The sequence below is a fragment of the Kribbella soli genome (assembly GCF_004331345.1).
GTDB lineage: Bacteria > Actinomycetota > Actinomycetes > Propionibacteriales > Kribbellaceae > Kribbella > Kribbella soli.
Genome location: NZ_SJJZ01000004.1, coordinates 145,773 through 159,885, shown reverse-complemented (window position 1 = coordinate 159,885; position 14,113 = coordinate 145,773). Strand labels below are relative to the sequence as shown.

Annotated in this window: 14 protein-coding genes; 8 read left to right on the top strand and 6 right to left on the bottom strand. The window is 69.8% G+C overall.

Features of this window, described 5'->3' with window-relative positions; genetic code table 11:
• Positions 1-5 precede the first annotated feature (5 nt).
• Both E0H45_RS31620 and E0H45_RS31615 read left to right on the top strand, forming a co-directional pair.
• On the top strand, positions 6-401 hold the full coding sequence (locus E0H45_RS31620; RefSeq protein WP_131344258.1) for a hypothetical protein: 396 nt from the start codon (positions 6-8) through the stop codon (positions 399-401).
• Positions 398-1,399 (top strand): hypothetical protein, encoded by a 1,002-nt coding sequence (locus E0H45_RS31615; protein WP_131344256.1) that lies wholly within the window; start codon positions 398-400, stop codon positions 1,397-1,399. Before E0H45_RS31620 ends, E0H45_RS31615 begins: the two co-directional genes overlap by 4 nt.
• 7 nt (positions 1,400-1,406) lie before the next feature.
• Here the strand turns inward: E0H45_RS31615 and E0H45_RS31610 are convergent, their stop codons facing one another.
• Both E0H45_RS31610 and E0H45_RS31605 read right to left on the bottom strand, forming a co-directional pair.
• A complete protein-coding gene (locus E0H45_RS31610; protein ID WP_131344254.1) occupies positions 1,407-1,607 on the bottom strand; it encodes an acyl-CoA carboxylase subunit epsilon in 201 nt (66 codons plus the stop codon).
• Positions 1,604-3,181, bottom strand: coding sequence for an acyl-CoA carboxylase subunit beta (locus tag E0H45_RS31605; RefSeq protein WP_131344251.1), 1,578 nt, complete (start codon positions 3,179-3,181; stop codon positions 1,604-1,606). The genes E0H45_RS31610 and E0H45_RS31605 overlap by 4 nt, the downstream gene beginning before the upstream one ends.
• A gap of 91 nt (positions 3,182-3,272) precedes the next feature.
• On the opposite strand from E0H45_RS31605, the gene E0H45_RS31600 reads away from it, so the two are divergent.
• Positions 3,273-4,655, top strand: coding sequence for a hypothetical protein (locus E0H45_RS31600; RefSeq protein WP_131344249.1), 1,383 nt, complete (start codon positions 3,273-3,275; stop codon positions 4,653-4,655).
• A 26-nt stretch (positions 4,656-4,681) separates the two neighbouring features.
• On the opposite strand, the gene E0H45_RS31595 is transcribed toward E0H45_RS31600, so the two are convergent.
• A complete protein-coding gene (locus E0H45_RS31595; protein ID WP_131344247.1) occupies positions 4,682-5,164 on the bottom strand; it encodes an SCP2 sterol-binding domain-containing protein in 483 nt (160 codons plus the stop codon).
• Positions 5,165-5,229: 65 nt separating this feature from the next.
• Here E0H45_RS31595 and E0H45_RS31590 point away from each other — a divergent pair, with 65 nt between their 5' ends.
• From E0H45_RS31590 to E0H45_RS31580, 3 genes are all read left to right on the top strand, one after another.
• The gene (locus tag E0H45_RS31590) at positions 5,230-5,856 is read left to right on the top strand and encodes a TetR/AcrR family transcriptional regulator (RefSeq protein WP_131344245.1); all 627 of its coding nucleotides are present in this window, start codon (positions 5,230-5,232) and stop codon (positions 5,854-5,856) included.
• 124 nt (positions 5,857-5,980) lie between these two features.
• Positions 5,981-8,608, top strand: a complete 2,628-nt coding sequence (locus tag E0H45_RS31585; protein WP_131344243.1) for a phosphoenolpyruvate carboxylase — start codon at positions 5,981-5,983, stop codon at positions 8,606-8,608.
• A complete protein-coding gene (locus E0H45_RS31580) occupies positions 8,605-9,417 on the top strand; it encodes a biotin--[acetyl-CoA-carboxylase] ligase (RefSeq protein ID WP_131344242.1) in 813 nt (270 codons plus the stop codon). The genes E0H45_RS31585 and E0H45_RS31580 overlap by 4 nt, the downstream gene beginning before the upstream one ends.
• Here the strand turns inward: E0H45_RS31580 and E0H45_RS43930 are convergent.
• The gene (locus E0H45_RS43930; RefSeq protein ID WP_420323244.1) at positions 9,407-9,514 is read right to left on the bottom strand and encodes an MFS transporter small subunit; all 108 of its coding nucleotides are present in this window, start codon (positions 9,512-9,514) and stop codon (positions 9,407-9,409) included. The genes E0H45_RS31580 and E0H45_RS43930 overlap by 11 nt on opposite strands.
• Positions 9,511-10,905 (bottom strand): OFA family MFS transporter, encoded by a 1,395-nt coding sequence (locus E0H45_RS31575; RefSeq protein WP_131344240.1) that lies wholly within the window; start codon positions 10,903-10,905, stop codon positions 9,511-9,513. Before E0H45_RS31575 ends, E0H45_RS43930 begins: the two co-directional genes overlap by 4 nt.
• Positions 10,906-11,067: 162 nt before the next feature.
• On the opposite strand from E0H45_RS31575, the gene E0H45_RS31570 reads away from it, so the two are divergent.
• Complete coding sequence (locus tag E0H45_RS31570) at positions 11,068-11,691, top strand: PH domain-containing protein (RefSeq protein WP_131344238.1); 624 nt, start codon at positions 11,068-11,070, stop codon at positions 11,689-11,691.
• Between the two features lie 224 nt (positions 11,692-11,915).
• Here the strand turns inward: E0H45_RS31570 and E0H45_RS31565 are convergent, their stop codons facing one another.
• The gene (locus tag E0H45_RS31565) at positions 11,916-13,127 is read right to left on the bottom strand and encodes a GNAT family N-acetyltransferase (protein ID WP_131344236.1); all 1,212 of its coding nucleotides are present in this window, start codon (positions 13,125-13,127) and stop codon (positions 11,916-11,918) included.
• A 77-nt stretch (positions 13,128-13,204) separates the two neighbouring features.
• On the opposite strand from E0H45_RS31565, the gene E0H45_RS31560 reads away from it, so the two are divergent.
• Entirely contained in the window at positions 13,205-14,113 is a 909-nt protein-coding gene (locus E0H45_RS31560) for a hypothetical protein (RefSeq protein WP_238155441.1), read from the top strand.

Below are 14,113 nucleotides of genomic sequence, written 5' to 3'. Positions count from 1 at the left end.
CTCCCATGCGGTTCGACGAGTTCTACGCCGAGCGGTCCACGGTCGTTGGTGCGGCCGACGACATACCAGCCTTCAAGGCCGGCGTGGAGCGCTTGCGGCAGCTGGCGGCGACGGTGGACGACGAGCCCGCGAAGGCCCAGCGGTACCTGGAGGCCACCGAGCGCATGCTGCTCGAAGTCACCGCGCCGCACAGCGAGACGGTGGAGCGGGCGTTCGACGTACTGCTCCGCGCCCGGCGGCTGCCGACCGGGACGCCGGCCGAGCAGCGTGCGCACGTCGAGTCCGGCATCGCCGAGATCGCCCGGCTGGCGGACGCCGCACCGACCGACGACGAGCGCGAAGCTGCTCTCGACATGAACTCGGCCCTGCTACGCGTGCTGGAGCGGATCGAGCACCGATGACGCGCCGCGACCCGGCCAGTGAGGTCCCGGACCTCGACGGCCTGTGGGATCGCATCGCCGAGGACGTGCTGCGGTTCCACCAGGCGGAGGCGACGCTGTGGACCGGCCGAATCGACTTCCTGCCGCCGGGCCAGGACCTGGTCGCGCGCGGACAGGCGACCGCCGACGGACGATTGCTGCTCAGCCGCCCGCTCGTCGTCGAACCGCTGAGCCGGCTGTACGCCGAAGGCCCGGGCGTACTGTCCGACCCGCGGCTCGCCGTCCGTTGCTGGCGCGGGATCAAGGCAGCTGCCCACGAGCTCGGCCACCTGACTGCTCCGGCTGACTGGACCATGGCGGATCGGCTGCGTGACCTCGACCGCGACCAGCAGGATCCCGCCGAGGAGGGCTTCATCGAGGCGCTCACGCACCGCGAGACGCCCGCGATGGTCCGTAGGGTCCTGCCCGCCGAGCTCGGCGAACCGCTGGCGCGTGCGGTCGCTGCCCAGGGCGAGGCGGTGCGGCCCTCCTACCCCGGATGGACGATCGCGGCCAACGTGTTCGCGGGTGAGCTCGGAGCCGAGTTCGAGGAGTTGCGCGCCGACGACGTACTCCTGGCCGGTGCGCGCGAGTCGGCCTCCCGCCGGCCGGGCGCACTGGCCGACTTGATGATCAGCCGGTCGAGCCTGCCCGGCCTGTTGCAGGATCCCCGCCGCGCGGCGGCGTTCCGCAGCGAGCTCGCCGACCTGATCGGTGACGGTTTCGCCGGGCTCGCCGAGGTGGAGACGGTCAAGTCGGCCGGCCTGCAGCGGGGCGAACGCATCGCGGGCGCCGCCATCGAGAAGGTACGGACGGGTGAGCTGTTCTACGCGCAGATGGCGGACTTCGGTGGGGTCGCGTTCGACCGGGGCATCGCGCCCGCCGCGGGCGCTGTCGGGTCGCCGCCGGCGCAGGACCACGGCAAGGGCGGTGGAACGAGGGGCCCGGCGTCCGACAAGGGCAAGGAAGGTCGCGGCTAGCGACGCGTCACGGGTGAGCGGACGCGCGCCACTGGCCCGGTCCCGGGTGGAACGGGGTGCGGGCGTTGCGCCAGTACGTTGCCCAGTTGCTTGCTCGGTCCGGGTCGGCGGCCGGGGCCGGTACGGCGGCGCGGGCGGCGACCACCGCGATCAGAGCAGCCAGCTCCTCGGGCGTGGGGTTGCCTTTGGCAATCTTGATGGTGGTCACAGGGGGATGTTCCCATGCTTCTTGGGGGGCAGGGTGTCGCGTTTGGTGCGGAGCAGGCGGAGGGCGCGGACGATCTCGGCGCGGGTCTCGCTCGGCTTGATGACGGCGTCGATGTAACCGCGCTCGGCCGCGATGTACGGGTTCGCCAGGTGGTCCTCGTACTCGGTGATCAGCTCCTGGCGGCGGGTCTCGACGTCCTCGGCCGCAGCGAGCTCGCGGCGGTGCAGGATGTTGACCGCACCCTGGGCGCCCATCACCGCGATCTGCGCGGTCGGCCAGGCGATGTTCATGTCGGCGCCGAGGTGCTTCGAGCCCATCACGTCGTACGCGCCGCCGTACGCCTTCCGGGTGATCACGGTGATCATCGGGACGGTCGCCTCGGCGTACGCGTAGATCAGCTTGGCGCCGCGGCGGATGATGCCGTTCCACTCCTGGTCGGTGCCGGGCAGGAAGCCGGGAACGTCGACGAAGGTCAGGATCGGCAGGTTGAACGCGTCGCAGGTCCGGACGAACCGGGCCGCCTTCTCGGACGCGTCGATGTCCAGGGTGCCGGCGAACTGCATCGGCTGGTTCGCGACCACGCCGACCGGGCGGCCCTCGACCCGGCCGAAGCCGACGATCAGGTTCGGCGCGAACAGCGTCTGCACCTCGAGGAACTCGCCGTCGTCGACGACCGCCTCGATCGCGGTGTGCATGTCGTACGGCTGGTTCGGCGAGTCCGGGATCAGCGTGTCCAGGGCCAGGTCGGTGTCGGTCAGCTCGAGATCGGCCGGGGCGTCGTACACCGGCGGGTCCTCGAGGTTGTTCTGCGGGAGATGACCGACCAGGGCCTTCACCCACTCGATCGCGTCCTCCTCGTCGGAGCCCAGGTAGTGCGCGTTGCCGGACTTGGTGTTGTGCGTCCGGGCGCCGCCGAGCTCCTCCTGGGTGACGTCCTCACCGGTGACGGTCTTGATCACGTCCGGGCCGGTGATGAACATGTACGACGACTCGTCGACCATCACGGTGAAGTCGGTGACCGCCGGCGAGTAGACCGCGCCGCCGGCGCACGGGCCCATGATCAGCGAGATCTGCGGGATCACCCCGGACGCGCGGACGTTGCGGCGGAAGATCTCGCCGTACAGGCCGAGGCTCACCACGCCTTCCTGGATCCGGGCACCGCCGGAGTCGTTGATGCCGATCAGCGGGCAGCCGATCTTCATCGCCAGGTCCATCACCTTGACGATCTTCTCGCCGAAGACCTCGCCGAGGCTGCCGCCGAAGACCGTGAAGTCCTGCGCGAACACGCACACCTGACGACCGTCGATGGTGCCGAACCCGGTCACCACGCCGTCGCCGTACGGGCGGTTCGCGTCCAGTCCGAAGCTCGTCGACCGGTGCCGCGCGAACTCGTCCAGCTCGGAGAAGGAGCCCTCGTCCAGCAGGAGTGTGATCCGCTCGCGCGCGGTCTTCTTACCGCGGGCGTGCTGCTTCTCCACCGCACGCTCCGACCCGGCGTGGACGGCGTCGTCGAGCCGCTGCTCGAGGTCCGCGATCTTCCCGGCGGTGGTGTGGATGTTCACGGTCTCTCCCATGAACGGGCAGCCTACGCGTCAGTACGCCGTACCGCCTGTGACGTCGCTCGCAAGCGGCGTACTGAACCGGTCCGAGCGATAGGTTCCGCAGGTGGCTGAGGCGAATGTCGGCAAGCTCGTCCAGAAGGTCAACCAACTCGTCGTGCTGGACAGCGTCGACGGCGTGTCCTCGCTCCGGCGCGGGCAGACGCTCGAGCTGAGCGCCGGGCATGTCGAGATGCTCGAACCGCTGGCCGACAACCTGGACATCCCGGGACGGCTGGCGCCTTCGATCCACAGGATCTCGAACCACCAGGACGGCCGGTGGCACGACCGGCGAGAGGACGCCCGCGCCGGGCTGACCGAGCTCGTGGCGATGTGCGCGGACTCACTCGAGCCGGACCCGTCGTTGCCGCCACCTGTTGATGCCGGAGCCCGCGACCGGCTGGCGACGGCAATCTGCCGGGCGTACGCCGCCAATGCGACACCGCGACTGGTCGCAGGACTGTTCCCGAACGGGCGGCAGGACGACCTCGGGCGGTTCCCACCGCCGCAGCTCGAGGGGGACGTCGCGGCCGCGCGGGCGATGGCGGTCGCGATCGGGGCGCGGACCGCTGCCGTTGAAGACGCGGTGCTGAAGCGGCTCGTTGCCGCCGGCCACGGTGGGGCCGCGCACGAGGCGGCCGCGATGCTGCTGGAAGCGCGGATGGACTACGCGCGGCTGCCTGAGGGGCAGCGGGCCGGGATCCATCGGCAGCTGACCAGAAGCATCGAGGCGGGGTTCGCCGAACGGAATGTTCAGCGGGCCGCCGCGCGGGAGCTGACCAAGGAGCTGGAGAACCGGCGCGAGGACGTCACCGGCGGCGCCGGCGCGATCGACACGGCGGGCAGGATCGCCAGGGACGAGGTAGGCAAGCTGCACGAGTTCCTGCAGAAGATCGACTACTGGGAGGAATCCATGGAACCGCAACCGACTCAGCATCCCGCATCGCTGGACGAGGCCCGGGCGATCGTGGCGCGGGGACTCGTGTCCAGAGTCGAGCATCATGCCGGGATCCAGACCGATCTCACGGACAGCCAGGTGGAGTCGCCGCCGGCCGCGACGGCCGCCGCGGCCGAGACGATGGTGACGACGTCAACCATTCCCGTCGAGAGCCGGCCGGCTGCCACCGCCGCGACCGCGACCATGCTCACCGAGGGCTTCGACGAACTGCCCACCCTGGTGGACAACTGGAGAGCGGACGGCTCGGACGTGCGGCGGGAGGCAGAGGTGTTCGGCGGCACGCTCGGGGACCGCACGCTGGCAGCAGTCCGGGGATTCGAGGTGCATCCACCGAATGCTCAGGCCGCGGAACCGGCCCGCGCGCAGGCCCTCGGCAACGATCCCGCGATCCCGCCCCTCCGCCGGGTCCAGGCCCCGACCGGGCAGACGCGCCGGCCCGACGATGCTGCCGCACCTGCCCGGAACAAAGGGTCCGACGGCCTCGTTCGCTGACGCTGCACAGGTTTACCGGGGCCGGTTTACAGGGGGCCGGCGCTGAAGAGTTTGGGGAGGCGGGCGGCTTGGGCCAGGTCGCCGCGGACCGAGAGGCGTTGTTTGAGGACGGCCAGGACGGGGTCCTCGTTGCCGGTGACGATGCGTAGCAGGGTGGTGGGGTCGGTGCGGATCGAGATGTCCGGGGGAGTGGCGTGCGGGGAGACGAGCGCGCACCGGCCGTCGTGGACGCGGAGCCAGTACTCGTCGACCGACTCGGGACGACCGGCCCCGCCCGCGCCGGTGATCTGCCAGCTGATCACAGCGTCGAACCCGGCGGCCCGGGCGGGTCGGAGGTACTCCGGCATCCGGCGAAAGATCTCGCGCAACGCGACCTCTCGTACTCCCCCGATGAGTCGATGCCGGAGCTCCCGCTCCGACGTCCGGTCGACCAGCCGGGCGAGCTCACTCGCGTCCAGGGCGGTGAGGCCGTCGGACTCGAGCCAGCCGGCACTGCCTCGTACGGTCATCGACCACCCCCGCGGCAGTTCCTACCAGACCGTAGGAATTTCCTACGATGCGATAGGTTTGTCAAGTGGTCGGGGACGCTGAGAAACGCCGGCGCGCGCCGCACCTCGGTCCGGAGCGCCGCCGCCCGCTCGTCCTGGACGCCGCCCTCGAGGTCTTCTCCGCGAGGGGGTACGCCGGGACCACGATGCAGTCGGTCGCGGACGCGGCCGGGGTCACCAAACCGGTCGTCTACGACTGCTTCGCGAATCGTGACGAGCTGCTGCTGGCTCTGCTCGCCCGCGAGGAGCAGCACCTGGTCATCTCGATCGTCTCCGCGCTGCCCGCCGATCCGGACGTCGGCACCCCGGAGGAGCATGTCCTCGAGGGCGTGACCGCGTTCCTCACCGCCGTCGCCAAGCAGCCGCAGTCGTGGCGGATCGTGTTCGGCGCGCAGTACGGCGCCGCGCCCGTCGTCGCCGAGCGGGTCCTCGCGGCCCGTGGGTTCCTGGTCGAGAGCCTGCGCCTGACCCTGGTCAAGTCCCTCCCCGGCGTCACCGACCCGGACGCCAACCTCCCGGTCCTGGCCGAGCTGCTCGCCTCGATGATCGAGGCCTGCGCCCGGATGCTCGTCACGGGCACCACCGACCGCTCCCCGGCCGAGCTGGCACGCACCGTCTCCCAGGTGGTCGGCGGCGGTTTCACCAACGTCTGACACGGCACGGGATCCTCCCGGGTCGCGACGTACTGTGAGATTCCTGGGTGTGCGGTCACGATCCGCTTCCAGTGGGCGGACTGTCTGCGGCGTTGGTGGGCGTCCGCCGATAGGGTGGGCGAACGTGAGCGACACCGGTAGTGAGACCCGTACCCGCGCGCGGTTCGAGGTGCCTGAGGAACTCAGGGCCGACGTCCGCCTGCTCGGCGAGATCCTCGGCAAGGTTCTGGTCGAGTACGCCGGTCAGCCGCTGCTCGACGACGTCGAGAAATTGCGTGAGCTGACCATCGCCGGTGACGGCGCCGCGGCCGAGCAGTTGGTCGCGTCCTGGCCGCACGAGCGCGCCGAGGACGTCGCCCGCGCATTCACCTGCTACTTCCACCTGACGAACCTGAGCGAAGAGCTGCACCGGGCCCGCGTACTGCGTGAGCGCGACCGCGCCGGCAGCGAGGCCGTGGTGTCGGAGCTGGCTCAGGCCGTGGAGCAGATCTCCCGCGACAGCGGCGAGCAGCAGGCCCGCGCGCTGCTGAACGGGCTGGAGTTCCGGCCGGTGCTGACCGCACACCCGACGGAGGCCCGGCGGCGCGCCGTACTCGCGACGATCCGCCGGATCAGCTCGCTGCTGGACGAGCGCCACGACCCGCGGGCCGGTGACAGCGACCTGGCGGAGAACCGTCGCCGCCTGGTCGAGCAGGTCGACATCCTCTGGCGTACGTCGCAACTCCGCACCAGCCGCCCCTCGCCGCTGGACGAGGTGCGCTCGGCGATGGCGGTGTTCGAGGAGACCCTGTTCAACGTCGTCGGAAACGTGTACCGGCGGCTCGACGACGCGCTGGCCGGTGACGAGGCCGGGACGCGGACGCCCGTGGTGGCGCCGTTCGTCCACCTGGGCTCGTGGATCGGCGGCGACCGCGACGGCAACCCGAACGTGACCGCGGCGATCACCCGGGAAGCCATGCAGATCCAGGCCGACCACGTCCTCCGGGCGCTCGAGCAGGCGACCGAGGTTCTCGGACGCGCACTGACCCTGGACGCCGCGACCACGCCGCCGTCCGCGCCGGTACGCCGCATCCTGGAAGACGCCCGCGCGGTCAACCCGGAGCTGATCACCGACATCGAGACCCGCTCGCCGGCCGAGCCGCACCGGCAGCTCCTGCTGCTCGCTGCTCGCCGGCTCGCCGCGACCCGCGCCCGCGACGCCGACTTCGGGTACCCGCGGGCCGCTGACTTCCTGCACGAGCTCAAGGTCCTGCAGGACTCGCTGGTGAGCGCCGGTGCACCACGCCAGGCGTACGGCGAGCTGCAGCACCTCATCTGGCAGGTGAACTCGTTCGGCTTCCACCTGGCCGAGCTGGAGGTCCGCCAGCACTCCTCGGTGCACGCCAAGGCGTTGGAGGAGGTCCTCGGCGGTGGCGAGCTGTCCGACCAGACGGAGGAGGTGCTCGCCACACTCCGGGTGATCGGTCAGATCCAGCAGCGCTTCGGCCCCGAGGCCTGCCGCCGGTACGTCGTTTCGTTCACCCGCAACGCCGGCGACCTGGCAGCTGTGTACGAGCTCGCCGACGCGGCGCTGGACGGGCGTCCGATCGAGCTGGACGTCGTACCGCTGTTCGAGACCGGTGAGGACCTGCAGAACTCGGTGGAGGTACTGGACAACGCGATCCAGCTCACCCGGGTCCGGCACCGGCTCACCGCGAACGACCGGCGCTTCGAGGTCATGCTCGGGTACTCCGACTCCGCGAAGGACGTCGGACCGGTGTCGGCAACGCTCGCGCTGTACGACGCGCAGGCGCGGATCACCGCGTGGGCGCAGCGCAACGCGATCCGGCTGACCCTGTTCCACGGCCGCGGTGGTGCTCTCGGACGTGGCGGTGGTCCGGCGAACCGCGCCGTACTGGCGCAGGCTCCTGGATCGGTGGCAGGGCGGTTCAAGCTGACCGAGCAGGGCGAGGCGATTCCGGCTCGGTACGGGAACTCGGCGATCGCGCAGCGGCACATCGAGCAGGTGACCGCGGCAACGCTGCTGGCGTCGACGCCGGCAGTGGAGGAGCGGGCTCTGGTGGCGGCCGAGCGGTTCGCTGTGGTCGAGAAGACGCTCGACGAGGCAGCGCGTACGGCGTACCACCGGCTGGTGAAGGCAGACGGCTTCGCGGAGTGGTTCAGCACTGTGACTCCGCTGGAGGAGCTGGGCCAGCTGCCACTCGGGTCGCGGCCTGCCAGGCGTGGTGTCGCGGTGTCGTCACTGGAGGACCTCCGGGCGATCCCGTGGGTGTTCGCGTGGTCGCAAGCGCGTGTGAACGCTCCTGGGTGGTACGGCCTCGGTACGGCGCTTGCCGCGGTCGGGGACGTCGACCTGCTGCGGGATGCGAACCAGAACTGGCCGCTGTTCCAGGTGATGCTGGAGAACGCGGAGATGTCGCTGGCCAAGACGGACCGGCGCATCCTCGGCCGTTACCTGGAGCTGGGCGACCGGCCGGAGCTGACCCAGCAGATGCTGGATGAGCACGCCCTCACCACCGAGTGGGTGCTCAAGGTGCTCGACCAGGAGCGCCTGCTGCAGGGACGCCGCGTGCTGGGCCGTGCTGTCGAGCTGCGCAACCCGTACGTCGATGCACTCAGCTACTTGCAGCTGCGGGCACTGCGGACGCTGCGCACCGATGACTCACTGGACGAGGGGCAGATTGTCCGCACTCGGCGGCTGCTGTTGCTGACCGTTTCTGGCGTTGCTGCCGGGCTGCAGAACACCGGATGAGGTTCAGCGACCTGGAGCGGCCCCCGCTGGATGAGCAGTTCCTGCGGGGGCGGTTGGTGCGTCCCGGTGCGCTGTGGACGCAGATCGACGTACTCGCGGAGACACCGTCGACCAATGCTGTTGTGGCAGCTGCGGCTGCAGGTGGTCAGCCAGAGGGACTGGTCGTTGCTGCGGAGCACCAGTCGTCCGGTCGCGGGCGGCTGGGTCGTACCTGGACCACACCGCCGCGCTCTGCCTTGCTGATGTCGGCGCTGCTGCGTCCGACCACCGTTGAGGCGTCGCGGTGGCCCTGGCTGGGGCTGCTGGTCCCGCTGGCGGTGGCCGCGGCGGTGCGGCAGGTCGGTGAGATTCCGGCGCAGGTGAAGTGGCCGAACGACGTACTGGTCGAGAACCGCAAGCTCGCCGGCATCCTGCTGGAGCGCGTCGAAGGCCCCGCGGCCGTCATCGGCATCGGCCTGAATGTGACGCTCCGCGAGTCGGAGAAGCCCCACGAGGCCGCCACGTCGCTCGCACTGGAGAAGGCGGCGACAACCGACCGGGCCACCGTGATGTCAGCGGTACTCCGTGAACTCGCCTCCCGCTACCAGTCCTGGGTAGACGCCAACGGCGATCGCGCCGCAATCCTCCCGGAGTACCGCGAACTGTCCGCGACCCTCGGGCAGGCAGTGCGCGTGGAACTCCCCGACGGCACCTTCCTCGAAGGCACGGCGCGCGACCTCGCCGACGACGGCCGCCTGATCGTCGACACCCCCGACGGCGTCCGACCGCTCGCCGCCGGGGACGTCACCCACCTGCGAACTAGTGCGTAAAGAGCTTGGCTGCGGTGATCAGCGTTTGGATGATGCCGTAGCCGAGGAGTACGGCGACCAGGAGCCAGGAGATCACCAGGCGTGGAGTCTGGTTCATCGTGCGGCCTCCACCGTGGACTCGGACTTCTCATGGAATCGGTCGGAGACCGAGCGGATCAGCAGGTTCGCGACGAACCCGACGGCCAGTACGCCGACCATCGTGAACAGCGCCGGCCGGTACGCCGCCGCGGTCAGCGTGCCCGGTTTGCCCTCGCGGTCCAGGAACCCGTTGATGATCAGCGGCCCGGCGATCCCGGCCGCCGACCACGCGGTCAGCAGCCGGCCGTGGATCGCGCCGACCTGATAGGTGCCGAACAGGTCCCGCAGGTACGCCGGAACGGTCGCGAACCCGCCGCCGTAGAACGAGATGATGACCGCGGCCAGCAGCACGAAGACCACCGTGCTGGTGTGCCCGACCGTCGCCAGCAGCGCATACGCGACGATCCCGACGCCGAGGTACATCGCGTAGATCGGCTTCCGGCCGATCACGTCGGACGTCGAGGACCAGCCGAACCGGCCGGCCATGTTGAAGATCGACAACAGGCCGACGAACCCGGCGGCGGCCGCGACCGCGACGCTCGACTTGCCGTCGTCGCCGCGGAAGAAGTCCTGGATCATCGGGCTGGCCTGCTCGAGGATGCCGATTCCCGCGGTGACGTTGCAGAACAGCACGACCCACAGGAACCAGAACTGCGGCGTCTTGATCGCGTTCGCCGCCGAGACGTTGGCGGTCGTGACGAGGGGCTTCTGCTGCACCGCCGACGAGTCGAAGCCGTCCGGCGCCCAGCCGTCGGCGGGGACGCGGATGTTGAAGACGCCGAACATCATGATCACGAAGTAGCCGATGCCCAGCGTCAGGAACAGGCCGACGAGCGCGCTGCCGCCGGCCACCGACGTACTCACGTTCGGGTCGTAACCGGAGTCGTAGAGGCCGAGCAGTTGGCGGGACAGCGGGCTGGCCACCAGTGCGCCACCGCCGAAGCCCATGATCGCCAGGCCGGTCGCGAGCCCGGGGCGGTCCGGGAACCACTTGATCAGCGTGGAGACCGGCGAGATGTAGCCGATCCCGAGGCCGATGCCGCCGATCACGCCGTACCCGAGATAGACCAGCCAGAGCTGGCCGGTGCCGATGCCGAGGGCGCCGACCAGGAACCCGGTCGCCCAGAAACAGGCGGCGACGAACATCGCCTTCCGCGGTCCGTTGCGTTCGACCCAGGTGCCGCCGACGGCGGCGGACAGGCCGAGCATCACGATCGCGATGCTGAAGACCACGCCGACCGCGGTCTGGCTGGTGCCGAAGTGCTTCACCATCGACGTCTTGTAGACGCTGGTCGCGTACGCCTGGCCGATGCACAGGTGGACGGCGAGCGCGGCCGGCGGGATCAGCCAGCGGCTGTAGCCCGGTGGTGCGACGGTGTGTTCCCGGTCGAGAATCGACAAGACTGCCATCACGGCTCCTTCTGTCCCCAGTCGTTACCCCTCGCGCATCTTGGCTCACTGTATGCATTTTGTGAAGTGTTAAACCTCTTTGCCCTCCGATCAGCACCCGAGGGTTGCCCTCGATCGTGTCGGGAGGGGACAACCGAACCTGCTACCTGTGAGACTGGGGCCATGGCGATCTCGGCGAAGTTGTTGGGTGAGGACGAGTACGTCGTCGTCAGCACCCGGACGCACTGGAAGGCGCTGATCGGGCCGGTCTTCCTGCTGCTGGTGGTTGCGGGCCTGGGCGGCTTCCTGGCCGCGATCGTGCCGTCCGGGTCGATGCAGACCCCGGCCCGGATCGCGGTGCTCGCGGTCGGCGTGGTGCTCGTCGCGACCTTCGGGCTGAAGCCGTTCCTGAACTGGTTCTTCTCGACGTACACGATCACCAACCGGCGGCTGATCACCCGGCACGGCATCCTCACCCGGACCGGCCGGGACATCCCGCTGATGCGGATCAACGACGTGTCCTACGAGCACGGCCTGGTGGACCGGATCCTCGGCTGCGGCACGCTGCACATCGAGTCCGCCGGCGAACGCGGTCAGGTCGTGCTTCCCGACGTACCGCATGTCGAGCACGTCCACCTGCAGATGTCCGACCTCCTGTTCGGCGGCCCGGAGGGCCGACCCGGCGACGGCATCCTCGAGGACGAGCAACCCCCGGAACACATGCGCCGCCGGCCCCAGCAACCCCAGCAACAGCAGCCGCGAACCGACGACGGCGACACCATCTTCAGCTCGGACGACGAGCGCTAGCGCAGCAGCACGGACGGGTACAGCTGACGAAGCGGTCCGCGGAGTACGAGGCGCGCGGGAACACGTCCCGGAGTGCATCGAGGAGGATCGTCCTGGTGTGCTCCGACAGGTAGAGGTGTTCTCCCGGTTTCCGGAGCTGGTGGTCGATCATGCTGCCTCCGGTTCCTGGTCCGAGCTCGAACCAGGAACCTATTCAGCAGCGATGACATCTCGATGACATCCGCTCAGAAGACCTCCAGGCTGACCGGTGCGGTCGGCCAGCCGAAGGCGGCTGTTGCGCGGGCCAGGGTGCCGGGGGTGTGTTCGGTGACGCGGCCTGTTGGTGCGAACTCGGCGAGGGGGCGGCCGCCGAGATAGGCGGCGCCGAGTACGGCGATCGACAGGCTGAGGTCGGCGGGGTCGTCGGTGCGTTCGCATCTGACTGACGACCCGTCGGCGGTCAGCCGGAACCGGCCGGTGTTCGCCTCGATCAGGTCGTCGGTCACGTCGAGGACGACGTCGACCGGTACGGCGTACTGCCGCTGCTGCAGCGCCCGCGGTACGTCGGTCACGCGCAGCCACAGGGACTCGCCGACACGGCGCTCGAGGGCGGTCGGTGTGCTGACGAGCTGTTGCAGCGGCTCGTCCACAGCGGCGTACCCGTAGCCGACCTTCGCGGTCAGATCCATCGTCAGCAGGTGCTGCCACAGCACCCGGTACGCCGTCGCGTCCGGCGCGACCAGTTCCTCGACGAGCACCTCGTTCGCCGGGCCGGTCGGCACCCAGTTCATCTTGCCGCGCCAGAGCGCGTACCCGTTGATGGTGCCGGCCTCGTCACGGTGCACCAGGATCTGTCGCGCGGTCCGCCCGCCGCGGTCGTCCGGCTTGTCCTCGAGGTGCTTCTGCCACCGCAAGTCCGACCGCCCGGACACGCCAGGGCGTTGCTCCTGCGCACGCCGCAGTACGGTCGGCAACTCCTTGAGCGCCTCGTCCACGGTCAGTACGCCGAGCGCACCCGGACGGATCCGGTCGTTGGTCGGGCCAACGCGGCGAAGGTCGATCTCGTAGTTCGTTCCCCACGCGGCCGCGCCGTACCCGAACCGCCCGTAGATGGCCGGCTCACTCGCCCACAGCACCGCGATCGCCTCCGGCACCTCCCGCAGTTGCCGGCCCATCAACTGGGACAGCACACCACGCCGCCGGTACGTCGCCCGCACGCCGACCCCGGTCACGTGGGCCGCGTCGACCACCGCACCGGGCACGGACAGGTCCCGTGTGAGCGCCTTGGTCGTCCCGATGATCTCCGCGCCGTCGGTCGCGACCAACGTCCGCTCCGGCTCGAACAGCTGCCGCCCGAGGTCGTCGGCTGTCGACTCGAACATCATCGCCTCGCCGAACACCCGACCGACCGGCTCGTACTCGTCTGCCTGCGCCACCCGCACGTCGAAGTCAGTCACCACGGCATTTTCACACGCCCTACCGACAACAACTGCTCACAAGAGAGCATCAAGGCAAGTGAAAGGGGGTGGTACCAATGCTCAAACCACTCGGAACGACGGCGGCGGCCCTACTCGTGGCAGCGGGGGTGATCCCGGGAACTGCGGCGGCGACGCCGAGCGCGGTGTCGGCAGGGGGCTGCCCGGTGGCGGTGGGGTCCGTGACGGCCGGCGGTGACCACAGGGAACAGGGCGTCTTCGCGGCGACGCCGCCGACGGCCCCGGCCAGCCGCATCCTGGGGCGCGACGTGTACCCCGACGGAGCGGTTCGGTTCAGTTCGTCGATCTCGCGGGGCGACGACGGGATCAGCATCGCCTTCGTCGGCGGCTACAGCGTGCTGGGGGACGCGCTGTACTACGCCAACTACTCGACCGGCGAGGACGGCGTCATCGAGGGCGGAGTGAAGCGGTTCGGCGGCGGCTGGGGGACCTTCGTCGCACTCGACGAGGGGGTCTACTACGACAAGGTGCTCCGGAACAACATGTACGGACTCCGCAACGACGGCACGCTGTTCCGCTGGACCGTCGACAGCAAGGGCGCCTGGCAGAACAAGGTGTCCGCGCCCGGATTCGCCGCGGTGAAGGCGATGACGCTGATCAGCTCGACCAAGACCTACGACACGTTCCTCGCGAACACCCGCGGCGGTGCGCTGTACACGATCCACATCCCGACCACGGCGCCGATGAAGCCGATCGTCAAGCAGGTTCGCAGTAAGACCTGGCAGGGCTTCGAGACGCTGATCGCGCAGCAGTGCGGTCAGTACGGGTCGGTCCTGCTCGGCATCGACCGGGACACCCACACCGCCTACATGTACGCCCTCGGCCACGCCACCGGCCCGACCACCGTCATCCAGTCGTTCGGCAAGGTCCCGGGCACGTTCGCCGACCCGGTCTACTTCCACTGGACCGACGGCAACGCCACGTGGAAGCCGCCGTTCGGAGAGTGA

What these genes read in the sequence shown, in the direction of transcription:
- E0H45_RS31560 (WP_238155441.1), top strand. Translation starts at nt 13,205, where the DNA reads ATGCTCAAACCACTCGGAACGACGGCGGCGGCCCTACTCGTGGCAGCG.
- E0H45_RS31570 (WP_131344238.1), top strand. Translation starts at nt 11,068, where the DNA reads ATGGCGATCTCGGCGAAGTTGTTGGGTGAGGACGAGTACGTCGTCGTC.
- E0H45_RS31575 (WP_131344240.1), bottom strand. Translation starts at nt 10,905, where the DNA reads ATGGCAGTCTTGTCGATTCTCGACCGGGAACACACCGTCGCACCACCG.
- E0H45_RS31595 (WP_131344247.1), bottom strand. Translation starts at nt 5,164, where the DNA reads ATGACCGTACGAGGCAGTGCCGGCTGGCTCGAGTCCGACGGCCTCACC.
- E0H45_RS31580 (WP_131344242.1), top strand. Translation starts at nt 8,605, where the DNA reads ATGAGGTTCAGCGACCTGGAGCGGCCCCCGCTGGATGAGCAGTTCCTG.
- E0H45_RS43930 (WP_420323244.1), bottom strand. Translation starts at nt 9,514, where the DNA reads ATGAACCAGACTCCACGCCTGGTGATCTCCTGGCTCCTGGTCGCCGTA.
- E0H45_RS31615 (WP_131344256.1), top strand. Translation starts at nt 398, where the DNA reads ATGACGCGCCGCGACCCGGCCAGTGAGGTCCCGGACCTCGACGGCCTG.
- E0H45_RS31620 (WP_131344258.1), top strand. Translation starts at nt 6, where the DNA reads ATGCGGTTCGACGAGTTCTACGCCGAGCGGTCCACGGTCGTTGGTGCG.
- E0H45_RS31605 (WP_131344251.1), bottom strand. Translation starts at nt 3,181, where the DNA reads ATGGGAGAGACCGTGAACATCCACACCACCGCCGGGAAGATCGCGGAC.